Source organism: Cellulosimicrobium sp. CUA-896, from assembly GCF_001942335.1.
Lineage (GTDB): Bacteria > Actinomycetota > Actinomycetes > Actinomycetales > Cellulomonadaceae > Cellulosimicrobium.
Map to the genome: position 1 here is coordinate 1 of NZ_MKKH01000032.1, position 23,146 is coordinate 23,146.

Consider the following 23,146-nt stretch of genomic DNA (forward strand, 5'->3'; position numbering starts at 1 on the left):
GAGCCCGGCCACCTCGTCACGTGGCACGTCACGACGGTCGCGCCGTGGACGACGCGCGTGCGCGCGGCGCGAGCGGGAACCTCGCGGAGGCCGAGCGGGAGCTGCGCACCGCCCTGCTCGTCGCGACGCAGGCGCTCGACACCCTCGACGTGGCGCGCTGGCGCGAGCGGCGGCGGGCGCGATCGCGGGCCTGCGCTCGGGCGGCGCCCCCGGCTGGCAGCTGCCGCGCGACCTCGACGCCCGCGCGGTGCGCGTGCTCGAGCAGGCGGTCCGGCTGCGGGCGATCGTCGAGCTGGCCACCGTCGACGACGGCGGCGCGGTGAACCTGTGGCAGGCCGACCAGCGGTCGACCGCCCTGCGCGAGGTCGACCGCGCCTCGCGCCGTGCGGTCGGGGCCGCGACGCTCTGGGTGGAGGGCACCCGGGCGTGACGCGCTGCGCGTGACGCGTCAGGACTGCGCGAGCACCGTCCGGTAGACGTCGAGCGTGCGCTCGCCGATCGCGTCCCACGCGAAGTGCTCCTCGACGCGGCGGCGCGCGGCCGCCCCCATCTCGGCGGCGCGCGCGGGGTCGGAGACCACCCGCGTGAGGGCGTCCGCGAGGTCCGTGACGAAGCGGTCCGGGTCGAGCGGCGTGCCCGTGCCGTCGTCGGCCTGGTCGATCGGCACGAGCAGACCCGTCACGCCGTCGTCGACGACCTCCGGGATGCCGCCCGTCGCCGTGCCGACCACCGGCAGGCCGACGGCCATCGCCTCGAGGTTGACGATGCCGAGCGGCTCGTACACCGACGGGCACACGAAGACGGTGGACGCCGCGAGCACGGCGACGAGCTCGGCGCGCGGCAGCATCTGCTCGATCCACACGACGCCGGTGCGCTCCGCCTGCAGCACCTCGACGGCACCGCTCACCTCGGCGGCGATCTCCGGCGTGTCGGGAGCGCCGGCGCACAGCACGAGCTGCACCTCGGGCGGGAGCGAGCGTGCCGCGCGCAGGAGGTACGAGAGCCCCTTCTGGCGCGTGATGCGGCCGACGAAGACGACGGCCGGCCGCTGCGGGTCGATCCCGAGCTCGCGGACGACCCGGTCGGCGACGACGACGTCGGCCTCGCGCTCCGGGCGCCGCCAGCCGTCGAGGTCGATCCCGTTGTGCACGACGTGCACCTTCGCGGGGTCGACCTGCGGGTACACGCGCAGGATGTCCTCGCGCATGCCGGCCGACACGGCCACCACGCCGGCCGCGCCCTCGTACGCGGTGCGCTCCGCCCAGGACGACAGGGCGTACCCGCCGCCGAGCTGCTCGGCCTTCCACGGGCGCAGCGGCTCGAGCGAGTGCGCGGACACCACGTGCGGCACCCCGTGCAGCAGGCCCGCCAGGTGCCCGCCCAGGTTCGCGTACCAGGTGTGGGAGTGGACGAGGTCGGCGCCCGCGACGTCCCCGGCCATCTCGAGGTCGACGCCGAAGGTGCCGAGCGCGGCGTTCGACCGCGCCAGGCGCCGGGCACCGAGTACCCCGTGACGCCGTCCTCGCCCCGCGGCCCGTCGAAGCACCGCACGCGCACGTCGACGTGGCGGCGCAGCACGCTCGAGAGCTCGGCGACGTGCACGCCGGCACCGCCGTAGACGTGGGGCGGGTACTCGCGGGTCAGCAGGTCGACTCTCACGCGCCACACGCTAGCCCACCAGGATGCGGGTCGTGCTGCGAGGGTCCCACCCGAGGGACTACCGTGCGGGCATGGCCGCCGCACCCCGAGTCCTCGCCATCGTCCTCGCCGGGGGCGAGGGCAAGCGCCTCATGCCGCTCACGGAGTCGAGGGCGAAGCCGGCCGTGCCGTTCGGCGGCATCTACCGGCTCGTGGACTTCGCGCTGTCGAACCTCGTGAACTCGCACTACCTGAAGATCGTGGTGCTCACGCAGTACAAGTCGCACAGCCTCGACCGCCACATCACCAAGACGTGGCGCATGTCGGCCCTGCTCGGCAACTACGTGGCCCCGGTGCCGGCGCAGCAGCGCGTCGGCAAGCACTGGTACCTCGGCAGCGCCGACGCCATCTACCAGTGCCTCAACATCATCGACGACGAGCGGCCGGACATCGTCGTCGTCGTCGGCGCGGACCACGTCTACCGCATGGACTTCTCGCAGATGGTCGACGCCCACGTCGAGTCGGGCGCGCAGCTCACCGTCGCGGGCATCCGCCAGCCGATCACCATGGCGGACCAGTTCGGCGTCATCGAGACGGACGCCAAGGACCCCACGCGGATCGCGGCGTTCCGGGAGAAGCCGAAGGACCCGGTCGGCCTTCCCGACTCCCCGCGCGAGGTGCTCGCGTCGATGGGCAACTACGTCATGGACGCCGACGCCCTCGTCGACGCGGTCACCGCCGACGCCGCGGACGGCGAGTCCCGCCACGACATGGGCGGCGACATCGTGCCCGCCTTCGTGGAGAAGGGCGCGGCCTCCGTCTACGACTTCATCCGCAACGACGTGCCCGGCTCGACGGACCGCGACCGCGACTACTGGCGCGACGTCGGGACGATCGACTCGTACTACGAGGCGAACAAGGACCTCATCGCGGTCACGCCGGTGTTCAACCTCTACAACGAGGAGTGGCCGCTGCACACCGGGTACACGGGCCTGCCGCCGGCGAAGTTCGTGCACGCCGGCCGCGGCCGGCTCGGTCACGCCGCGGACTCGATCGTGTCCCCCGGCGTCATCATCTCCGGGGCGACGGCCGTGGGCTCCGTCCTGTCCCCCGGCGTCTACCTCCACTCGTGGTCGTCGGTCTCGGACTCCGTGCTCATGGACGGGGTGCAGGTGCACCGCCACGCGCAGGTGCACCGGGCGATCATCGACAAGAACGTCGTCATCAAGGAGCAGGCGCGCATCGGTCTCGACCCCGAGCAGGACCGCGCCCGCGGCTTCACCGTCACCGACAGCGGCATCACGGTCGTGCCGAAGGGCACGGTCGTCGAGTGAGCACGTCGCCCACCGGCGCGCGACCCGCACGCCTGCTCGTCATGGACGTCGACTCGACGCTCATCGCGCAGGAGGTCATCGAGCTCCTCGCCGACCACGCCGGCACGCGTGAGCAGGTCGCGGCCGTCACCGAGCGGGCGATGCGGGGCGAGATCGACTTCGCCGCGTCGTTGCGCGAGCGCGTCGCGACGCTCGAGGGGGTCCCGGTCGAGGCGTTCGCGGACGTCCGTCGCCGCGCGACGTTCACGGCCGGCGCGCCGGAGCTCGTCGCCGAGGCGCGGCGGCGCGGCTGGGAGGTCGGCCTCGTCTCCGGCGGCTTCGAGGAGGTCGTCGCGCCGCTCGCCGCCGAGCTGGGCATCACGCTCTACCGCGCCAACCGGCTGGAGGCGTCCGGCGGCCGGCTCACCGGCCGCACGATCGGGCCGGTGGTGGACCGCGCCGCCAAGGCGGCGACCCTGCTCGACTTCGCCGCCCGCCTCGGCGTCGAGCCCGAGGACACGATCGCCGTGGGCGACGGCGCCAACGACCTCGACATGATCGCCGCGGCGGGTGTCGGCATCGCGTTCGCCGCCAAGCCGCTCGTGCGCCGGCAGGCGCCGTACGCCGTCGACGGCCCCCGGCTCGACGCGGTGCTCGACGTCGTGGACCGGGCGGACGCCGCGCGGCGCCAGGTGGAGGACGTCAGGCCGGCGGCCGGCCCACGAAGGTGAGCAGCGCGCCGCGCGCGCCCCACGTCTCCCAGGGCTCCGCGGACTCCAGCACGCTGTAGGTGGCGGTCGGCACCCCGACCTGCACCTGGGCGAGCGCACCGCCGTCGGACGCCGGGTCCGCGAGGAACGACGCCGTCGCCGCCATGGTCGGCTCGTGCCCGACGACGAGGAGCGTGCGCACCCGGGCGTCGGTCTGCCGGACCAGGCCCAGCACGTCCTCGACGTCGGCCGCGTAGAGCGCGTCGCTCACGGTGAGCTCCGGCTCCGCGTCCCCGAGGTGCGCCGCGAGGAGCTCCCACGTCTGGCGGGTGCGCAGCGCGGACGAGCACAGCACGCGCTCCGGCACGAGGCCGCCGTCGCGCAGCGCGACGCCGACGCGGCCGGCCTGGCGACGACCGTCGAGCCGCAGGGGGCGCAGGACGTCGTCGACCGCGCCGGCGCGCTCCGCCTTGGCGTGGCGCAGCAGGACGAGCCGGTGCACAGCGCCGTCCGCGGCGGGCGTCACGGCCGTCACTGACCCATCGCGTGCACGCCGCCGTCGACGTGCACGATCTCACCCGTCGTCGCCGGGAACCAGTCCGAGAGCAGGGCGACGACCGCGCGCGCGGCCGGCTCGGCCGTCGTCTGGTCCCAGCCCAGCGGCGCGCGGTCCGGCCACGCGTCCTCCATGGTCTCGAAGCCGGGGATCGACTTGGCGGCGGTGGTGCGGATCGGGCCGGCGGACACGAGGTTCGCCCGGATGCCGTCCGGGCCGAGGTCGCGCGCGAGGTAGCGGTTGGCCGACTCCAGGCCCGCCTTGGCGACGCCCATCCAGTCGTACACCGGCCAGGCGAACTGCGCGTCGAACGTGAGCCCGACGAGCGCGCCGCCGTCCGTCATGAGCGGCCTCGCCGCCGTCGCGAGCGACTTGTAGGAGAACGTGGAGACCTGCAGCGCGGTCGCGACGTCCTCCCACGCGGCCGACAGGAAGTTGCCGCCCATCACGGACTGGGGCGCGAAACCGATGGAGTGCACGACGCCGTCGAGGGTGTCCACGTGCTCGCGCACGGCGTCGGCGAGGCCGTCGAGGTCGGACTGGTCGGTGACGTCGAGCTGGACGACGGGAGCCTCGACCGGCAGGCGCTTGGCGAAGGCCTGCGTGAGCTTCATCTGACGGCCGAACGAGGAGAGGACCACCTGGGCGCCCTCCTCCTGGGCGAGGCGCGCCGCGTGGAACGCGATCGAGGAGTCCGTGAGGACCCCGGTCACCAGGAGCTTCTTGCCGTCGAGCAGACCCATCGGTTTCCTTCCGTCGTGCACCCGGTGGGCGGGCGCGCTGGGGCGAGCGTACTGAAGAACGTGCTGGAGAAGAGGGGGCGGGGCCCGCCACGGGACGTGCGCCGGGGCTCAGTGCCCCATGCCGAGGCCGCCGTCGACCGGGATCACGGCCCCGGAGACGTACGCGGCGGCGTCGGACGCGAGGAACTGCACGACCCCGGCGACCTCCTCGGGCCGCGCGAACCGGCCCGCGGGGATCTGCGCCTTGTACGCGTCCTGGCGCTCCTGCGGGAGCTCGGCGGTCATGGCCGTGTCGATGAAGCCGGGCGCGACGACGTTCGCCGTGATGCCGCGCGAGCCGAGCTCGCGCGTGATCGAGCGCGCCATGCCCACGAGCCCGGCCTTGGACGCGCCGTAGTTCACCTGGCCGGCGCCGCCGTAGAGGCCGATGACGGAGGAGACGAGCACGATGCGCCCGCGGCGCTGCCGGATCATGCCCTTCGTCACACGGCGCACGCAGCGGAAGGTGCCCGTGAGGTTGACGTCGATCACGGACTCGAAGTCCTCGTCGGTCATCCGCAGCAGGAGCTGGTCGCGCGTCACGCCCGCGTTGGCCACGAGCACCTCGACGGGGCCGAGCGCGTCCTCGATCTCGGTGAACGCCGCGTCGACCGCGGCCGTGTCCGTGATGTCGGCCACGGCACCGATCACCCCGTCGGGCAGGTCGCCGCCGCGGTACACCGTGGCGACGCGGTCCCCGTTCGCCACGAACCGCTCGGCGACGGCGCGTCCGATCCCCCGGGCGGCGCCGGTGACGACGACGGTGCGCGGGGCGGCTGAGGTGGCTTCGGACACGGGTGCTCCTCGGTGGGGACGATCGGGGGACGTGCCGAACCTACCGTGCGCGCCCGGCGCGGTGCGCGCGCGGACCGTCACACCTCCCCCAGGCGCTTTGTGGGGTCCGCACAAAACGTAGACTGGATGGGTGAGCAGACGACGCGCGGGCGGGCGGCCGGTCGACCCCGTCCCGAGCATCACCGCCGCGCCCGAGCCGCTGGCGCAGGACCAGGCGCGCCGCACGCGCCGGTACCTCGTGCAGATGGGCATCCGTGTCGTGTGCTTCCTCGCCGCGATCGCGGTCGCGGACCGGCTGCCCTGGCTCACGCTCGTGCTCGCCGCGGCGGCTGTCGTGCTGCCGTACAGCGCCGTGCTGTTCGCGAACGCCGGACGCGACCAGGCCCACTACGACACGTCCCCGATGGAGCACCAGCAGCTGCCGCCCGGCGGTGCGCCCGGTGGCCGCGGCCTCGGCCCGGGGACCGACCCGAGGAGGACCGGTGATCGACGTGCTGGGCATCGCCGACCCCGTCGGCGACGACGAGCTCGTGTGCAGCGCGAAGGGCTGCCGCGAGCCCGCGGCGTGGGGGCTGCTGTGGAACAACCCCAAGCTCCACACCCCCGAGCGCCGCAAGGTGTGGCTCGCGTGCGACGACCACCGCGAGCACCTCGAGACGTTCCTCGGCGCGCGCTCGTTCTGGCGCACGACGGTCCCCGTCGACGAGCTCGAGCGCCGGACGACCCCGTGACGCCTGCGCCCCTCCCCGCGACGCAGCGCCTCACGCCGGTCCCGACGCCGCAGCGCGAGACGGCGGACGCCCACCAGCCGCGTACCCCGCGCCAGTGGGTGACGCTCGCCGTCGGCGTGGTGGTGCTCGTCGCGCTGTGCCTCGTGGCCGGGCGCTGGCAGTGGAACCGCTACGTGGACCGCGAGGCCGAGATCCAGCGCATCGAGGCGAACTACACCGCCGCGCCGGTCCCCCTCGCGGACGTGGTCACGGGCCCGGGGGCCGCGCTGGACCCCGCCGACGTGTGGCGGCCGGTGACGGTCGAGGGCCGGTACGCCGACGACGCCACGGTCCTGCTGCGCAACCGTCCCGTCGGCGGCAGCCCCGGGTTCCACGTCCTCGTGCCGTTCGTCACCGAGCCCACGCCTGCCGCCCCGGACGGGCTCGTCGTCGTGGTGGACCGCGGGTTCGTGCCGCTCGGCACCGACGCCGTCACGCCCGGGGACGTGCCGGACGCCCCCGACGGCGTCGTCGAGGCGACCCTCACGCTGCGCGCCGACGAGCCCGCGTCCGGACGGGGCGCGCCCGACGGGCAGGTGCAGGCGATCTCGACCGACCAGGTGCTCGCCGCCGGCCCGGACGGCGGCGGCTGGGCGCAGGGACGTACCGTCGGCGCGTACGGGCAGCTGAGGTCGGAGGACCCGGCGCCCGCGCAGCGGCTCCAGGCGCTGCCGAAGCCCGACACCGATCCCGGCTCGCACCTGTCGTACGCCTTCCAGTGGTGCGTGTTCGCGCTCGGTGCGCTCGCGGGCTTCTGGCTGCTCGTGCGTCGCGACCGCCGCGACGCCCGCGGCGAGGCGGGGACGCTCACGGCAGGCGACCTGCTCGCCGAGCACGAGGACGGAACCGCGCGACCCCGCCGCGAGCCGCGCGCCCGGCGTCCGAGCGCGGAGGACGAGGAGGACGCGCTGATCGACGCCCAGCTCGATCGCGGTCAGGCGAGCGAGACCAGCTCCGCGTAGTCGTCGCTCCACAGGTCCTCGTCGCCGTCGGGCAGGAGGAGCACGCGCTCGGGCTCGAGCGCCTCGACGGCGCCGTCGTCGTGCGTGACCATCACCACGGCGCCCTCGTAGGTCTTGAGCGCGCCGAGGATCTCCTCGCGGGACGCCGGGTCGAGGTTGTTCGTCGGCTCGTCGAGCAGCAGCACGTTCGCCGCCGAGACCACGAGCGTCGCGAGCGCGAGGCGTGTCTTCTCCCCGCCGGACAGCACGTGCGTCGGCTTGTCCGCGTCGTCGCCCGAGAACAGGAACGACCCGAGCACCGAACGCACCTGGGTGTCCGTGAGGTCGGGGGCGGCGTGGCGCAGGTTCTCCACCACGGTCACGTCCATGTCGAGCGTGTCGTGCTCCTGCGCGTAGTACCCGATCTTCAGGCCGTGCCCGGGGTGCACCTCGCCCGTGTCGGGCTGCTCGACGCCCCCGAGGATGCGCAGCAGCGTCGTCTTGCCGGCGCCGTTGAGCCCCAGCACGACGACGCGGCTGCCGCGGTCGATCGCCAGGTCGACGCCGGCGAAGACCTCCTGCGAGCCGTACGCCTTGGACAGCCCGCTCGCGGTGAGGGGCGTGCGCCCGCACGGGGCGGGCTTCGGGAACCGCAGCTTGGCGACCTTGTCGCTCTGCCGCTCGCCCTCGACGCCCGCGAGCAGCTTCTCGGCGCGGCGCATCATCTGCTGCGCGGCGACGGCCTTCGTGGCCTTGGCGCGCATCTTCTCGCCCTGGGCGAGCAGGGCGCCCGCCTTCTTCTCGGCGTTCTGGCGCTCGCGCCGGCGACGGCGCTCGTCCTGCTCGCGCTGCGCGAGGTAGCCGTCCCAGCCGAGGTTGTACTGGTCGAGCTCGCCGCGGTTCGCGTCGAGGTGGAACACCTTGTTGACCGTGGCGCGCAGCAGCTCGACGTCGTGGGAGATCACCACGAAGCCGCCGGAGTACGCCTTGAGGAAGTCCCGCAGCCAGATGATCGAGTCGGCGTCGAGGTGGTTCGTCGGCTCGTCGAGGAGCAGGGTCTCGACACCCGAGAACAGGATGCGCGCGAGCTCGATGCGGCGGCGCTGGCCGCCGGAGAGCGTGCCGAGCGGCTGCGCCAGGACCCGCTCGTCGAGACCGAGGTTGGTCGTGATGCGGTGCGCCTCGCTCTCCGCGGCGTACCCGCCGGCGGCGAGGAAGCGCGCCTCGAGCTTCGGGTACCGGGCCATGGCGGCCTCGTGGGTCTCGGGGTCCGCGCTCGCCATCGCGCCCTCGGTCTCGCGCATCTGGCGCACGATCGTGTCGAGGGCGCGGGCGGAGAGCACGCGGTCGAGCGCGACGACGTCGAGGTCGCCGGTGCGCGGGTCCTGCGGGAGGTAGCCGATGTCACCGCCGCGCGTGATCTTCCCCGCCGTGGGCTGGGTCTCCCCCGCGAGCGTCTTCGTCAGCGTCGTCTTGCCGGCGCCGTTGCGTCCGACGAGGCCGATCCGGTCGCCGGCGGCGATCTGGAACGTGGCCTCGTGCAGCAGGACACGGGCGCCGACGCGCAGCTCGACGCCGTGGGCGGTGATCACGGGAGGGTCCTCTCGAGGGGTACGGGACGGCCGACGGCGGCCGGCCGCCGCGCCGCGGGGCTACCGGGCGGGGGCCGGCCCGCGGTGCGGGCCGCGACGATTCTACGGGCGGTCCCGGTCCGGACGGCCCGCGCCCGCCCCGCCGACCTCAGAGCTCGATCGAGTACATCCGCGAACCGGACACCTTCTCGTACCCGAGGCTCGCGTACAGCCCGTGGGCGCCCGACGGGTTCTCGGTGTCGACGTCGAGCGCCGCGTACTGCATGCCGTCGGCCGCGAACGCCTGCATCCCCGCCGCGAGCGCCGCGACGGCGACCCGACGTCCGCGGTAGCCGCGGCGGACGCCGAGCAGCTCGGTGTACCCGAACGTGTATCCGCGCACGGGGAAGTCCTCGTCGTAGCGTCCCGCGAGCTCGTAGCCGACGACGAGCGGTTCGCCCGCCCGCAGCGCGGCGGCCGTCTCCGGGTCGGTGTGCGGGTCGGCGAGCAGGGCGTCGGCGTCGGGTGCGTCGTCGACCACGAGGAACGACCACTGCGGCGCGAACTCGCTGCGCCCGTGCGCCCACGACTCGCGCGAACGGGGCTCGCTCCCCCAGTGGTCGCGGAACGCGTCGTTGTGGGCCAGTCGCGCGGCCTCGTCGAGCTCGTCCGAGAACGGCACGACGCGCAGCGACCCGTCGAGGTCGACCTCGGGGACGTCCTGCGCGAGGTCGCGCCGCAGCTCGGAGTAGTACCGGCGCGCCGCGAAGCCGAACCGCTCGTAGAGGCGGACCGTCCTCTCGGGCGCGCTGTCCTCGGCGTAGAGCGTGATCCGGGCCGGGATCTCCTTGCCGCTCGCGGCGAGGAGCTGGCGTCCGCGCGCGACCTCCCAGGCGAGCAGCTCGCGCCCGATGCCGCGCCCGCGGTGGCTCGGGTGCACACCTCCGTGCAGGAACGTCCGGACGGTCCGCACGTCGCCGGGCGCCGTGTCGACGAGGGCCCACGCGCGCAGCGTCCCGTCCGCGTCCTCGCCGACGAGCGAGTCGGTGTCGAACGTGCGCCAGGTCGGCGTGAACAGGTCCTGCACCTCCCCGATCGACTCGCGGAAGGGCTCGTCGTCCGCCTCCGCGATCTCGTTCTTGAGCGTGAGCAGCGCGGGCGCGTCGTCCGGCGTCGCGGGGCGCCACGTCAGGTCGCCCGCGGTCACGGGCGGCAGGGTCGCCGGCGCGGCGGCCCGCACGGCGATGGGCTCGAGGGGTGACGTGGCGGAGGAGGCGGCGTCGGTGGACGTCGCAGCAGCAGAGGAGGTGGGGGTGGAGGTGGAGGACGAGGACATGAGGTCCACGCTAGGCGAGCGCGCGGCGTCGGGCACGCGGATTGTCCCCGCAGTCGCGCCGTCCCGCACGACCAGCCCGAGAGACGGGCCGCCGCCGCACGCCCGTGGCGACCTACGCTTCCCCCATGCCCGTCTCCGCCTCTCCGGACCTCGCCGACACCCGCTCCCAGGCCCTCGCCTACGCGATGCGCACGCGCGTGGTCGTCGCGGACGGCGCCATGGGCACGATGATCCAGGACCAGGACCCGTCGCTGGAGGACTACGAGGGTCTGGAGGGGTGCAACGAGATCCTCAACGTGTCGCGCCCCGACATCATCGCGTCCGTCCACGACGCCTATCTCGAGGTCGGCGTCGACGCGATCGAGACGAACACCTTCGGGGCCAACTGGTCGAACCTGTCGGACTACGGCATCGACGACCGCATCCGCGAGCTCGCCGCCGCGGGGGCGCGCATCGCGCGCGAACGGGCCGACGCGTTCGCGACGCCCGACCACCCGCGCTGGGTGCTGGGGTCGATGGGCCCGGGCACCAAGCTGCCGAGCCTCGGGCACACGACGTACGCGCACCTGCGCGACACGTTCGCCGAGCAGGCGCGCGGGCTCCTCGACGGCGGCGTCGACGCGATCCTCGTCGAGACGAGCCAGGACCTGCTGCAGACGAAGGCCGCGGTGAACGGCTCGCACGCGGCGATGCGCGACGTCGGGCGATCGGTCCCCGTCCTCGCGCAGGTCACGGTCGAGACGACCGGCACGATGCTCATGGGCTCGGAGATCGGGGCGGCGCTCACGACGCTCCAGGCGCTCGGCGTCGACGCGATCGGGCTGAACTGCGCGACCGGGCCGGCGGAGATGAGCGAGCACCTGCGCCACCTGGCGCGGCACGCGGAGATGCCCGTGACGTGCATGCCGAACGCCGGGCTGCCGGTGCTCGGGCCGGACGGCGCGACCTACCCGCTGACGCCCGACGAGCTCGCCGCGGCGCACACCCAGTTCGTCGGCGAGTTCGGGCTCGGGCTCGTCGGTGGGTGCTGCGGCACGACGCCCGAGCACCTTCTGCGCGTCGTCGAGGCGGTGCGGGCGCGCCCCGTGGCGGAGCGCCACCCGCAGCGCGAGAACGGCGTCGCGAGCCTGTACTCCCACACGGACCTGCACCAGGACACGTCCGTCCTCGCGATCGGCGAGCGGACCAACGCCAACGGGTCCAAGGCGTTCCGCGAGGCGATGCTCGCCGAGAACTGGGAGGAGTGCGTCGAGATCGCGCGGGCCCAGACGCGCGACGGCGCGCACCTGCTCGACGTGTGCGTCGACTACGTGGGTCGCGACGGCGTGGCGGACGTGCGGGAGGTCGTCTCGCGGCTCGCGAGCGCGTCGACGCTCCCGCTCGTCATCGACTCGACCGAGCCCGACGTCATCGCGGCGGGGCTCGAGCTCGTCGGCGGTCGTGCCGTCGTGAACTCGGTGAACTTCGAGGACGGCGACGGGCCGACGTCGCGGTTCGCCCGGATCATGCCGCACGTCGTCGAGCACGGCGCCGCGGTCGTCGCGCTGACGATCGACGAGGAGGGGCAGGCGCGCACGGCCGAGGGGAAGGTCGCGATCGCGACGCGGCTCGTCGAGACGCTCACGCGCGACTGGGGCCTGCGCGTCGACGACATCATCGTCGACGCGCTGACCTTCCCCATCGCCACGGGCCAGGAGGAGACGCGGCGCGACGCCATCGAGACGATCGAGGCGATCCGCGAGATCACGCGCCGCTACCCCGGCATCCACACGACGCTCGGGGTGTCGAACGTGTCGTTCGGGCTCAACCCGGCCGCACGGACGGTGCTCAACTCAGTGTTCCTCCACGAGGCGGTCGAGGCAGGCCTCGACTCGGCGATCGTGCACGCGGCGAAGATCCTGCCGCTCGCGCAGATCCCCGACGAGCAGCGCGAGGCGGCGCTCGACCTGGTCTGGGACCGTCGTCGCTACGACGACGCGGGGAACCTCGTGCACGACCCGCTCGCCCGGCTGCTCGAGCTGTTCGAGGGCGTGGACTCCGCCGCGCTCAAGGACGCGCGGGCGGCAGAGCTCGCCGCCCTCCCCGTGGGCGAACGGCTCGAGCGGCGCATCGTCGACGGTGCGCGCAAGGGCCTCGAGGAGGACCTCGACGCCGCCCTCGCCGACGGCATGAAGGCCCTGGACATCGTCAACGACCACCTGCTCGAGGGCATGAAGGTCGTCGGCGACCTGTTCGGCCGCGGCGAGATGCAGCTCCCGTTCGTCCTGCAGTCCGCGGAGACGATGAAGACGGCCGTCGCCCACCTCGAGCCGCACATGGAGCGGGCCGAGGGCGCCGACACCGGGAGCAAGGGCACGATCGTCCTCGCGACCGTGCGCGGCGACGTGCACGACATCGGCAAGAACCTCGTCGACATCATTCTCACCAACAACGGCTACACGGTCGTCAACATCGGCATCAAGCGGCCGATCTCGGCGATGATCGAGGCGGCCGAGGAGCACGACGCCGACGTCATCGGCATGTCAGGGCTGCTCGTGAAGTCGACGGTCGTCATGAAGGAGAACCTCGCCGAGCTGGAGTCCCGCGGGCTCGCCGGGCGCTGGCCCGTGCTCCTCGGCGGCGCGGCGCTCACGCGGACGTACGTCGAGGACGACCTCGCCGGCCAGTTCCCCGGCGTCGTGCGGTACGCGCGCGACGCGTTCGAGGGGCTGCGGCTCATGGAGCCGCTCGTCCGCGTGGCGCGGGGCGAGTCGCCCGACGCCGTCGGGCTGCCCGCGCTGAAGAAGCGCCGGCACGCGGTGGTCACCGTGACGGAGACGCCGGTGGAGGACCTGCCCGCGCGGTCCGACGTCGCGGCCGACAACCCGGTGCCGGAGCCGCCGTTCTGGGGCACGCGCCTCGTCAAGGGCCTCCAGCTCGCCGAGTACGCGGCGTTCCTCGACGAGCGCGCGACGTTCATGGGCCAGTGGGGCCTCAAGCCCGGTCGTGGGGACGACGGCGCGTCGTACGAGGAGCTCGTCGAGACCGAGGGCCGGCCGCGGCTCAACGCGTGGCTCGACCGCATCCGCACCGAGGGCGTCGTCGACCCGTCGGTCGTGTACGGGTACTTCCCCGTGTGGTCCGAAGGAGACGACGTCGTCGTGGCGCACCACAGGGCGGGCCTCGCGGGGATCGGTGCGCCGGACGGGGGCTCGGGCGGCGAACCGGGGACGGAGCGGCTGCGCTTCACGTTCCCGCGCCAGCGCCGCGACCGGCACCTGTGCCTCGCCGACTTCGTGCGGCCGCGCTCCTGGGTCGAGGAGACGGGCCGGTACGACGTCCTGCCCGTCCAGCTCGTGACGATGGGCGCGAGCGTCGACGAGCACACCGCAAAGCTGTTCGCCGGGAACCACTACCGCGAGTACATGGAGCTCCACGGTCTGTCGGTACAGCTCACCGAGGCGCTCGCCGAGATGTGGCACGCACGCGTGCGCGCCGAGCTCGGGTTCGCGGACGAGGACCCGGCGGACGCCGAAGGCATGTTCAAGCTCGAGTACCGCGGCGCGCGCTTCTCGCTCGGCTACCCCGCGTGCCCGGACATGGAGGACCGCCGCAAGGTCGTCGAGCTCCTGCGCCCCGAGCGCGTCGGCGTCGAGCTCTCGGCGGAGCTCCAGCTCCACCCGGAGCAGTCGACGGACGCATTTATCCTGCATCACCCCGAGGCAAAGTACTTCTCCGTCTGACGTTCTTCAAGATGCGTCCCGGCTGGTCGACCCGACCCTCGGTGGGCGTGATCTGCGGCGACGCTGTTGCGCGGCCAGGACCTGAAGGTCTGGATGGTCGCAATCTAGTTCTCTGTTAGTTTAAGCCGTTCCAAGACGGGTACGTGAACCGGGCCCATGAGGCGTTCCCGGACGGGCGCTTGCACGTGCCGCAGCATTCTTGCGGGATACCCACTGGCGGATTCACCTTCCCGCTGATGCGTCAGTTCTGGTCCCGGTTCGCTTTGGGCAGCTTCGCCAGTTCGACGGCCAATCTCAAAGCGTCTCGACGCTGATCAGAGACCGTTCCAAGGCTGTGCTCCTCAAGCAGCACCACGGCCAATGCCTCAACGCGATTCAGGGCGGATTTCTCCACCACCCGAACGACACCGTGGACTAGACCATTCCGAATGCGATACATCTCGCCGACCGCCGCGCTGGCCGACTTATGGTCAATCTCAAGAATCCGCGCAACCGCCAATTTCACTGGCTTAATGTTGGCGTTCTCGCCGAGCTCGAGTGCCTCGATGCACAGCCAGTAGGCGATGTACTTCTGTACGCGATCCAACTCGGAGTCCGCGCGCCAATACCATTGGGATGCCACCTTGAGTCGTGCCCGCTCTTCCGCCGGAAGCTCAAGCCGCTTCTCGATCGCCGAACCCACGAGATCGATGAAGCGCTGACCGTCAAGGACTTCCATGCGAGCCTGGCTCTCCATTCCCAGCGAACGACCCCCGAGCAGACGGTTCCAGTGCCAGTCCTCAAACACTTCACCGACTTCCTCTGTGAGTATCGGCCCAAGTAGCCGCGCGCCGTACATAAAGTCGATCATTGCAGTGAGTTCAGCGACTCCCGCTCGACCGGCTGCCAGCATAGCGTCGAACTCCGACCAATCACCCTCGGGCAACTCATAAAGGATCTCAAGGTAGTTTGTTGGCGGCGTCGTCTCCTGGTGACCTTCGAACTTCAAGTTGACATTGGGTTGCCATTCGTAACCGTAATCCAGCCCTGACTGCTTGAGCTCACCCCACTCAGGCACGATAAAGGTACCTGGTAGTCGGCCTGCCAAGGCGTCGCCAAATCGAGGTTCACCAAGAGTGATTTGGCCATTTCCTACATTGATCCGAAGGTTTGAATAGAGCATCGATACCTGGGGATTGGGGATTGTGCGAATTGTCTTATGCACAAGGCGATACGCCGGTCTTCCGGTGCCAGCCGGATGTTCCTCATCGGACATCTGCCAGCCACCAAAACTCAGCTGATGTGGAAACTCGACGTTGTGGCGCCAGCTTTCAATGAACGAGTCGAGTCCGTGGATCTGGTCTTTGCGGACAGGCGTGACCTCCCCAGACTGGTTGTTGTAGATGTTCGCGCGGCGATCGTACTCGTCGGTTGCAGGTCCCGGGTCTGACATGTTGCGCATCCTGCCATAGCCGACCTTCTCGAGACCCAAATTCCAGCCGACTGTTCGAGGCGGACATCGAGACACGTTTGTTCACAATCTTCCAGACGTGACATCGAGGGCACCGCTACGCCCTCAACCGTGGAGGTTCCTCTTGCAGTTTGGGTAACGTCGCCGCCAGTACGGGCAACATCGCCGCCTGGATACGTTCCGCGACTGACGCCGACTCCTCGTGCTCCCAGAACCTCACACCGGGTGGCCGTGACCTGGCGCACTGTCCTCTGGCTCCCCGCAGAGCGGGCCCTCGTGACGGGGTCCCCGCCGCGCCTCGGTCCCGTTCGTGCATTAAGCGGCAGTACCGCCGTAGTGCGCGGCCAGGCGCCGCAGCCCTTCGTCGACGCCCACGGCGGGGCGCCAGCGCAGGTCGCGGCGCGTGGCTCGCTGGTCGAACCAGTGCGCGCTCGACAGCTGCTCGGCGAGGAACCGCGTCATCGGTGGCTCGTCAGTGCCCGGGCGCACACGCCAGACGGCCTCGACCAGGCTGCCCGCGGCCCGCGCGACCCCGGCCGGCACGCGCCACCGCGGTGGTTCGACGCCGCCCGCGCGGCAGATGCCCGTGAGCAGGTCGGCGACGGTGCGCGGTTCGCCGTTGGTCAGCACGTACGCGCGGCCGTGCACGTCGTGGGCACGGTCGAGCGCGGCGAGGATGCCGTCCGCGGCGTTGTCGACGTAGAGCGTGTCGATGAGCGCCGCGCCGTGCCCCAGCAGGGGCAGGCGCCCGCTCGCCGCCCGTTCGAGCACCCGCTCGACGAGCTGCGTGTCGCCCGGCCCCCAGACGATGTGGGGGCGCACGGCGACGACGCTCGGCCCGGTCCCGCCCGACACCTCCGACCCGGACGATCGCCGGCGGTCGCGGCCCAGGGCGAGCAGCTCGGCCGCCGCCTTCGTGCGCGCGTACTCGCCGCGCGCGTGCCGGGGGTCGGCCGGCGTCGTGCCCGCCCCGACGAGGGACGCGCCCACGTGGGCGACGGACGGCGAGGACACCTGCACGAACCGCTCGACCCCGGCGCGCTCGGCCGCGTCGAGGAGCGCGCGGGTGCCCTCGACGTTCACGGCGTGGAACTCCGCGGGCTCCCCTGCGAGCGACACCTTGGCCGCGAGGTGCACGACGGCGTCGACGCCCTCGACGGCGCGCGCGACGGCCGCCGGGTCGGTCACGGAGCCCCGGATGTCCTCCACGCCCGGCACGCCGGAGGAGCGGCGCTGGAGCGTGCGGACGTCGTCGCCGCGGGCCACGAGCGCGCGAGCGACGGCGCCTCCGAGGAGCCCCGACGCCCCGGTCACGAGGACGGTCACGGCTGCCCCACCCGCCCGCCGGCGAGGACGCCGTCTGCCCAGGCGGCGAGGCGCGCCCGGTCGATCTTCGAGTTGTGCCGCACGTCGGTGGGCATGTGCAGCACCACGAGCACGGCCGCGAGCGCCACGGGCGACGCGGCGCGCACGACGCGGTCAGCGCCTCGGGCGCGAGCCCGGGGCGCCGGGCGTCCGGCACGGTCTCGACCACCGCGACCGCCTGCTGCACGCCCGCGGGCCCGACGCGACGACGGCGGCCCGCCGCACCTGCGCCACCCGTTCCACATGCTGTTCCGGGCTCACGGGGGCCAGCGGCCCGTCGGCGGTGCGGAGCACGTGCCCGAGCCGCCCCTCGATCCACAGGCGGCCGTGGGCGTCGAGGTGCCCGACGTCGCCGGTGCGGTGCCAGCGCCCGGGCGGGGTGTCGCGCTCGGCGGCCTGGTCGGTGAGCCACAGCCGGTCGTAGCGCTCCTTGAGGTGCCCGGCCCGCACGACGACCTCGCCGAGCACGCCGGGCGTCGCGGACGGCGCGCCGGTCGCGACGCCGTCGTCGTCGAGCGCGCTGACGAGCACCTCCGCCCCGGGCACGGGGCGACCGACGCACACGCCCGCGTCGGGGGCCGCGGCGGCGTCGCGGATGCCGTCGAGCGTGACGTCCGTGACCAGCAGGCACTCCGTCATCCCGTACGGGGTGTGCGCCGTGGCCGCGGGCATGAGGTCGGCGGCCGAGCCGAGCAGCTCGGCCGAGATCGGCGCGCCCGTGGAGAGGAACGTGCGCACGCGCACGAGGGCGTCGCGGTCGGCGTCGTCGAGCGCTCCGGCGGTCGCGACCACGTTGAGGATCGCGGCGGGCGAGAGGAACACGATGCGCGCGTCCGACGCGCGCACGGCGTCGGCGACGGCCCGGGCGGTGAGCGTGCGCGGCGAGGAGACGTCCATGCGCGGCGTCACCGACCGGGTGCCGAGCGCGGGTCCGAGCAGCGCGAACGGGGCGAAGCCCGTGACGAGACCGGTGTCGGGGCCGACGTCGAAGTGCTCGGCGAGCGTGTCCCGCAGCGCGGAGAGACGGGCGTGCGAGTACACGACGCCCTTGGCCGGGCCCGTGGACCCGGAGGTGAAGAGCACCGCGGCCTCGTCGTCGGGTCCGGGCTCGGGCGGCAGGCTGCGCCCTCCCCCGCGCGCGCGACGTCGACGAGCTCGTGCGCGACGCCCAGCGCCCGCCGGACCGCGGGCGCGAGCGGGTCGGCCGAGATCCGCACGCCGGGCCAGCCGAGCGCGCGCGCCGCGGCCAGGCCCTTGGTCTGCGCGACGACGAACCGCGGCCACGCCCCACGCTGGCGCGGGTGAGCCCGCGGACCCCCAGCCCGGCGTCGGCGACCACCACGACGGCACCGATCCGCAGGCACGCGTACACCAGCGCGGTCAGCGTGGGCCCCGGCTCCACGAGCAGCGACACCCGGTCGCCCCGGCGCACCCCGATCGCGTGCAGCCCCGCGGCCACCCGCCGCACCTGCCGGTGCAGCGCCTGCCAGCTCACGGCCCGGGCCGGCCCGTCGGCATCCGCGGCGGTCATGTCCAGCACCGCGGGCGCGTCGTCGTCCGCCCGCGCGTCCAGGCCCGCCCACAGCGGCACGAACGACGCGGCGTCAGCCCCATCAGCCCCGTCGGCCCTATCGGCCCCCTCGACCGCCTCGGCCCCGGTCGCCCCGGCACGGACCCCGGACAGCACCTCTCCCCCGAGCCACCCGAGGACAGCGGGCGTCCAGTCCGCGTCCTCGGCGACGAGGTGGCCGGCACCGGAGAACCGGTGCACGTGCGCGTGCGGCAGCCGGCGCACGAGGTCGTCGAGGTAGCGGTCGGAGAACACCGGGTCGCGCGGCCCCCACAGCAGCACGGCGGGTACGCGCAGGCGCGCGGCGCCGGCAGCGATGCGGTCGAGCTCGGGCGCGCTCGGGTGCGCGGCGTCCACGGGGATGTCGGCGACGAAGCCCTCGATCCCGTCGCGGTCGTGCGCCGCGCCGTAGGGCAGCCGGTAGGCGTCCACGACGTCAGCAGGCAGGCGCGGGCGCGCCAGGGCGAGCGTCGTGTCGAGGAAGGCGGACGTCGTGCGGGTGCCGAACCGGTGCACGGGGCCCGCGAGCGCGAGCCGCAGCGGCGCGGGCAGCGCGGCGCCGTCGGGCTGGTGCACGGCCGTGTTGAGCAGCGCGACGCCGGCCAGGAGGTCGGGGTGGTCGACGGCCCAGCCGAGGGAGACGACGCCACCCCAGTCGTGGCCGAGGGTGACGACGGGCCCGGCGAGGCCGAGGGCGTCGGTGAAGGCGCCCAGGTCGGCGACGCGGCGGGCGAGCGGGCGGTGCTCCCCCGTGCGCGCGGAGAACCCCATCTCGAGCTGGTCGACGGCGACGACGCGCCACGCCGCGCCGCCAACCTGGGCGGCGGCGACGGAGTCGGTCACGAGCCGCCGCCACAGGTAGGACCACGTGGGGTTGCCGTGCACGGCGAGCACGGTGCCGACGGGGGCGAGACCGCGCCGCTCGAGCTCGGGGCCCGTGTCGAGGTAGTGCCAGCTCACGCCCCGGGCGTCCCGCAGCACGTGGCTGTACCGCGGGTCCAGGCCGGGCAGCCCGGGCGGGACGGTGCCGGCGGGGCGGAGGGAGCGGTCGGTCGCTGGTGTGAGGGCGGGCCCGCTCACCAGGCCAGCTCCAGCATGGCGGTGTTGATGCCGGAGCCCACGCCCATGAGGAGCACGCGGTCACCGGCGCTGAGCGTGTCCTGCTCCTCGGCGAGCGTGATCGGCACCGACGCCGGCCCCACGTTCCCGAGCCGTTCGTACGTGGTGGGCACGCGGGAGCGGTCCAGACCCACCGCCTCGACGATCGCGTTCGTGTGCACGCGCGAGACCTGGTGCGTGACGTACCGGTCCATGGCGGACCAGTCCCAGTCGGCGACGGCGTCCTTCCAGGCGTCCACGACGAGCTCGAGGCCGCCCTCGAGCAGCGCCTTGGCGTCGGTGAACATGCCGTCGGTGCTGCCCACGCACAGGTCGTGGAACCGGGTGGCGGCGCGGGTGACGCCGCCGAGCACGCGGTGGGCGTGCGGGTGCTCGTCCGCGCGGCCCAGCACGGCGGCGGCCGAGCCGGAGCCGAGCGTGAGCGAGGCGAACTCCTGCATGAAGTCGTCGCGGTCGCGGTCCTCGCGCAGCAGCCGCTCGATCGTGCGGTCGTGGATGAGGTCGGCGTCCTCGCCGTCCACGACGACCGCGTAGCGGATCTGTCCGGACTCGATCATGCCCGCGGCGAGGCTCATGCCGTTGATGAAGCCGAGGCACGCGTTGGCGACGTCGAAGTTCGTCGCGGACGACGGCAGGCCGAGCCCGTGGTGCAGCCGCACCGCGACCGACGGCTCGAGGTGCTTGCGCGTGACGGAGGTATTGATGAGGAGACCGACGTCGCTCGGGTCCACCTCGGCGGCGCTGAGCGCCTCCTGCCCCGCCGCGACCGTCGCGTCGTCGACGTCCTCCCCGGCGGTCCAGGCGCGCCGCTCGCGCACGCCCGCGACGCGTTCCAGCAGCGTGGACGGCAGGCGCAGCCGGCGCAGCGCGGGAGCGAGACGCTCCTGCACCTCGGCGGACGTCCGCACCCCGGCGGGGAGCCGGCTGGTGACGGACAGCAGCGCGACGTTGGTGAACCTGGCGGTGGCGTTACCTGACACACGAGCTCCAGACGGCCGGACGCACGAGCGCCCGGCTCAGCGACGAGACGACCGGGGGCGCGTGACCGCCGGTGCGGCCGCGCGACCGCGCCGGGCGGGGCGCGACGGCCGGTGCCGACGCTCCCGCGTCCTCGAGCGTAGGACGCTCGGCGGGTTCCCGCCGTTCCAACCCGGCGTTGTGGGATGCGCCACGTCGGCACGGCGAGCTGGTCGATGACTTCCCCGGCGGGGCGCGGTCCACCCTGGGACCGAGACGGCGAGCGACCGGGAGACGACCATGGGACTCATCGAGATCGAGCTGTTCGCGACCCTCGACCTCGTCGGGCAGGCGCCCGGCGGGCCGGAGGAGGACCCGGAGAACGGGTTCCCGTACGGCGGATGGCAGGCGCCGCTGCTCGACGACGTCGCCGGGAGCCAGGTCGCCGCAGCCTACGAGGGCACGGACGCGCTGCTGCTCGGGCGCAGGACCTACGACATCTTCGCCTCGTACTGGCCGCACCAGGAGGGCGGCGCGGACGACGACATCGCCACGCTCTTCAACCGCATCCCGAAGTACGTCGCGTCGCGCGGCACGCCGGACCTGTCGTGGGCGGGATCGACGTTGCTCGGCACCGACCTCCCCGCCGCGGTGCGCGAGGTGCGCGAGCGCCACGAGCACGTGAAGGTCGTCGCAGCCTCGACCTCGTGCAGACGCTGCTGCGAGAGAAGCTCTTCGACCGCCTCGACCTCTGGGTGCACCCGATCGTGCTCGGCGTCGGCAAGACCGTGTTCGACGGCGGGGCGGTCCCGACCAACCTCACGCTGCTCGAGGCGCCCGGGGCCGCCCGACCGGTACCGTGCTGCTGCGGTACGGGCTCGCCAACGGCACGCCCCGCACCGGCGACATGAGCGAGCCGGGCCGAGGCGTCGAGGGAGGCGTCGGCGGCTGAGCAGCGAGGAAGGGGCCCACCATGACGATCCACCGGCTGGACAACGTCGGCATCGTGGTCGACGACCTCGACGCGGCGATCGCGTTCTTCACCGAGCTCGGGATGGAGCTCGAGGGCAGGGCGCAGATCGAGGCGCCGTGGGCGGACCGTGTCGTCGGGTTCGACGGCATGCGGTCGGAGATCGCCATGCTGCGGGTGCCCGACGGTCCCGGACGGCTCGAGCTCGCGCGTTACTTCGCGCCCGTGCCGGTCGACGCCGGCCTGCAGAGCGCGCCACCGAACACTTTGGGCCTGCACCGCGTGATGTTCGCCGTCGACGACATCGACGACACGGTCGAGCGCCTGCGTCGGCACGGCGCAGAGCTGCTCGGCGACATCGCGCAGTTCGAGGACGCGTACCGGCTCTGCTACCTGCGCGGACCCGAGGGGATCATCGTCGGTGTCGCCGAGCAGCTCCGGTGACCCCGACGCGGCTCAGGCGGGCCGGGCCGCGGTGACCGCGAGACCGTGCGACGCCTCCAGCCGGTCGACGAGCACGGTGCCCGCCGCGACGAGCGGAACGAGGACGAGGTTGCCGAGCAGCATCGTCCGCAGGAACGGCAGGCCCGCGACATAGCTCGCGACGAGCCCGTCGACCCTCGGGGCGTACCAGGTACCGCGGCCCTGAAACCAGACGCCGAAGTTCGTCCAGAGGAAGAACCACAGCGATCCGGCGACGCCGAAGGCGGCACCGGCGCCGACGCGCCGCCAGCCCGTGGTCCTCCGCGCGAGCAACGAGCCGAGCCCGACGACGAGCCACGCGCTCCACGTGAAGAGCGCGATCGCGGTGTTGCCCAGCACCACGTCGGACACGACCGTCACCGCCAGCGGCACCACGAAGGCCCAGCGCGAGCGCAGCAGCACGGTCGCCGCGAACGTCGCCGCGGTGACGAGCTCGAGGTTCGGCGGTGCACCGAGATCGGCGCGCACCAGCCGCCACACGACGGCGAGAGCCACGAAGCCGATGACGAGCGCAGGGCGCCACCATCGCGTCAGCAGGTCTCGCCCGGGCTGCCCCGTGTCGTGCGTCACGAGGTGAAGGCCTCGAGCTTCCACGTGACCTCGTCCCCGTCCTCGGTCTCGAGCGAGCCGGCTCCCACACTCGCCATCTCGCCGTTCACGTACAGCGCCCAGAACTCGCCGTCCGGGTCGGCCGCGACGCCGTCGATCGCGGTGACGAACGCGTTCTCGCCCTCACCGCTCACCTGGGCGGACGGGTCGGCCTCGAGCAGGAGGTCCAGCGCCGTGCGCCCGTCCTCGCCCTCGTAGGAGAGCTCCGGCACCTCGCCCTGGCCCTCGGGGTCGTCCGCGTCCTGCTCGTCCGCCGTGTCGTCGCCGTCCGCCGAGGCGTCGGACGTTCCGTCGCCCGCCGAGGACTCGGCGACCGTCGGCGAGGACGACGCGTCGGCGTCGTCGCCCGAGGCGCCGCAGCCCGCGAGCAGGCCGACCGCGAGCAGGAGCGAGGTGAGGGCGGTGAGCGGGCGCGCCGGCGCCTCGCGGAAGGTCTGCAGGGTCACCGGTACAGCGTAGGGAGCGCGCGCGGCCCCGCGCAGGGTCGCC

20 protein-coding genes and 2 pseudogenes are annotated in these 23,146 nt (G+C 73.3%); 9 read left to right on the top strand and 13 right to left on the bottom strand.

The genetic code is table 11. The features are described from left to right. The first annotated feature begins 253 nt into the window (after positions 1 to 253). Complete coding sequence (locus BJF88_RS19625; RefSeq protein ID WP_158068926.1) at positions 254 to 430, top strand: hypothetical protein; 177 nt, start codon at positions 254 to 256, stop codon at positions 428 to 430. Positions 431 to 448: 18 nt separating this feature from the next. Here the strand turns inward: BJF88_RS19625 and glgA are convergent, their stop codons facing one another. Beyond that, entirely contained in the window at positions 449 to 1,666 is a 1,218-nt protein-coding gene (gene glgA / locus BJF88_RS10975) for a glycogen synthase (protein ID WP_255371965.1), read from the bottom strand. 64 nt (positions 1,667 to 1,730) lie between these two features. On the opposite strand from glgA, the gene glgC reads away from it, so the two are divergent. Then, positions 1,731 to 2,972, top strand: a complete 1,242-nt coding sequence (glgC, locus tag BJF88_RS10980; RefSeq protein ID WP_075828829.1) for a glucose-1-phosphate adenylyltransferase — start codon at positions 1,731 to 1,733, stop codon at positions 2,970 to 2,972. Next, positions 2,969 to 3,682: a phosphoserine phosphatase SerB gene (serB, locus tag BJF88_RS10985; RefSeq protein ID WP_075828817.1), complete on the top strand. Its 714-nt coding sequence runs from the start codon at positions 2,969 to 2,971 to the stop codon at positions 3,680 to 3,682. Before glgC ends, serB begins: the two co-directional genes overlap by 4 nt. On the opposite strand, the gene BJF88_RS10990 is transcribed toward serB, so the two are convergent. The 3 genes from BJF88_RS10990 to BJF88_RS11000 all read right to left on the bottom strand — a co-directional run bounded on the left by BJF88_RS10990 (position 3,654) and on the right by BJF88_RS11000 (position 5,794). After that, complete coding sequence (locus BJF88_RS10990; RefSeq protein ID WP_139316025.1) at positions 3,654 to 4,196, bottom strand: histidine phosphatase family protein; 543 nt, start codon at positions 4,194 to 4,196, stop codon at positions 3,654 to 3,656. The genes serB and BJF88_RS10990 overlap by 29 nt on opposite strands. Further along, positions 4,193 to 4,960, bottom strand: coding sequence for an enoyl-ACP reductase FabI (gene fabI / locus BJF88_RS10995; RefSeq protein ID WP_075828818.1), 768 nt, complete (start codon positions 4,958 to 4,960; stop codon positions 4,193 to 4,195). Before fabI ends, BJF88_RS10990 begins: the two co-directional genes overlap by 4 nt. 108 nt (positions 4,961 to 5,068) lie before the next feature. Further along, positions 5,069 to 5,794, bottom strand: a complete 726-nt coding sequence (locus BJF88_RS11000; protein ID WP_075828819.1) for a beta-ketoacyl-ACP reductase — start codon at positions 5,792 to 5,794, stop codon at positions 5,069 to 5,071. 130 nt (positions 5,795 to 5,924) lie between these two features. Here BJF88_RS11000 and BJF88_RS23600 point away from each other — a divergent pair. The 3 genes and pseudogenes from BJF88_RS23600 to BJF88_RS11015 form a co-directional block, all read left to right on the top strand. Continuing rightward, a pseudogene (locus BJF88_RS23600) lies at positions 5,925 to 6,164 on the top strand (DUF3099 domain-containing protein); the annotation flags it as partial. Positions 6,165 to 6,276: 112 nt separating this feature from the next. Further along, entirely contained in the window at positions 6,277 to 6,525 is a 249-nt protein-coding gene (locus tag BJF88_RS11010) for a hypothetical protein (protein ID WP_075828831.1), read from the top strand. Then, complete coding sequence (locus tag BJF88_RS11015; RefSeq protein WP_083649062.1) at positions 6,522 to 7,526, top strand: SURF1 family protein; 1,005 nt, start codon at positions 6,522 to 6,524, stop codon at positions 7,524 to 7,526. The genes BJF88_RS11010 and BJF88_RS11015 overlap by 4 nt, the downstream gene beginning before the upstream one ends. Here BJF88_RS11015 and BJF88_RS11020 read toward each other — a convergent pair. Both BJF88_RS11020 and BJF88_RS11025 read right to left on the bottom strand, forming a co-directional pair. After that, entirely contained in the window at positions 7,499 to 9,097 is a 1,599-nt protein-coding gene (locus BJF88_RS11020; protein WP_075828820.1) for an ABC-F family ATP-binding cassette domain-containing protein, read from the bottom strand. The two genes, BJF88_RS11015 and BJF88_RS11020, sit on opposite strands and share 28 nt — an antisense overlap. A gap of 148 nt (positions 9,098 to 9,245) precedes the next feature. Continuing rightward, positions 9,246 to 10,412: a GNAT family N-acetyltransferase gene (locus BJF88_RS11025; RefSeq protein ID WP_083649063.1), complete on the bottom strand. Its 1,167-nt coding sequence runs from the start codon at positions 10,410 to 10,412 to the stop codon at positions 9,246 to 9,248. 125 nt (positions 10,413 to 10,537) lie between these two features. On the opposite strand from BJF88_RS11025, the gene metH reads away from it, so the two are divergent. Beyond that, a complete protein-coding gene (metH, locus tag BJF88_RS11030; RefSeq protein WP_075828834.1) occupies positions 10,538 to 14,134 on the top strand; it encodes a methionine synthase in 3,597 nt (1,198 codons plus the stop codon). A 241-nt stretch (positions 14,135 to 14,375) separates the two neighbouring features. On the opposite strand, the gene BJF88_RS11035 is transcribed toward metH, so the two are convergent. The 5 genes and pseudogenes from BJF88_RS11035 to BJF88_RS23605 form a co-directional block, all read right to left on the bottom strand. Beyond that, positions 14,376 to 15,575 (bottom strand): HEPN domain-containing protein, encoded by a 1,200-nt coding sequence (locus BJF88_RS11035; protein WP_139316026.1) that lies wholly within the window; start codon positions 15,573 to 15,575, stop codon positions 14,376 to 14,378. A gap of 324 nt (positions 15,576 to 15,899) precedes the next feature. Then, positions 15,900 to 16,910 carry an NAD(P)-dependent oxidoreductase gene (locus tag BJF88_RS11040; RefSeq protein WP_075828822.1) on the bottom strand — a complete coding sequence of 337 codons (1,011 nt, stop codon included), beginning with the start codon at positions 16,908 to 16,910 and terminating at the stop codon, positions 15,900 to 15,902. Further along, a pseudogene (locus tag BJF88_RS11045) lies at positions 16,907 to 19,530 on the bottom strand (alpha/beta fold hydrolase). The gene BJF88_RS11040 and the pseudogene BJF88_RS11045 overlap by 4 nt, the downstream one beginning before the upstream one ends. A gap of 65 nt (positions 19,531 to 19,595) precedes the next feature. Further along, positions 19,596 to 20,618, bottom strand: coding sequence for a 3-oxoacyl-ACP synthase III (locus tag BJF88_RS11050; protein WP_075828823.1), 1,023 nt, complete (start codon positions 20,616 to 20,618; stop codon positions 19,596 to 19,598). A 468-nt stretch (positions 20,619 to 21,086) separates the two neighbouring features. Continuing rightward, positions 21,087 to 21,230 carry a hypothetical protein gene (locus tag BJF88_RS23605; RefSeq protein WP_369824576.1) on the bottom strand — a complete coding sequence of 48 codons (144 nt, stop codon included), beginning with the start codon at positions 21,228 to 21,230 and terminating at the stop codon, positions 21,087 to 21,089. Between the two features lie 72 nt (positions 21,231 to 21,302). Here BJF88_RS23605 and BJF88_RS23610 point away from each other — a divergent pair, with 72 nt between their 5' ends. Both BJF88_RS23610 and BJF88_RS11060 read left to right on the top strand, forming a co-directional pair. Beyond that, complete coding sequence (locus tag BJF88_RS23610) at positions 21,303 to 21,506, top strand: dihydrofolate reductase family protein (RefSeq protein ID WP_369824577.1); 204 nt, start codon at positions 21,303 to 21,305, stop codon at positions 21,504 to 21,506. Between the two features lie 62 nt (positions 21,507 to 21,568). Then, positions 21,569 to 22,009 (top strand): VOC family protein, encoded by a 441-nt coding sequence (locus BJF88_RS11060; RefSeq protein ID WP_075828824.1) that lies wholly within the window; start codon positions 21,569 to 21,571, stop codon positions 22,007 to 22,009. A gap of 12 nt (positions 22,010 to 22,021) precedes the next feature. Here the strand turns inward: BJF88_RS11060 and BJF88_RS11065 are convergent, their stop codons facing one another. Together BJF88_RS11065 and BJF88_RS22105 are read right to left on the bottom strand one after the other, a co-directional pair. After that, complete coding sequence (locus tag BJF88_RS11065) at positions 22,022 to 22,618, bottom strand: DUF6580 family putative transport protein (RefSeq protein WP_075828825.1); 597 nt, start codon at positions 22,616 to 22,618, stop codon at positions 22,022 to 22,024. Next, positions 22,615 to 23,103 carry a DUF4430 domain-containing protein gene (locus BJF88_RS22105; protein WP_083649058.1) on the bottom strand — a complete coding sequence of 163 codons (489 nt, stop codon included), beginning with the start codon at positions 23,101 to 23,103 and terminating at the stop codon, positions 22,615 to 22,617. The genes BJF88_RS11065 and BJF88_RS22105 overlap by 4 nt, the downstream gene beginning before the upstream one ends. Between the last annotated feature and the right edge of the window lie 43 nt (positions 23,104 to 23,146).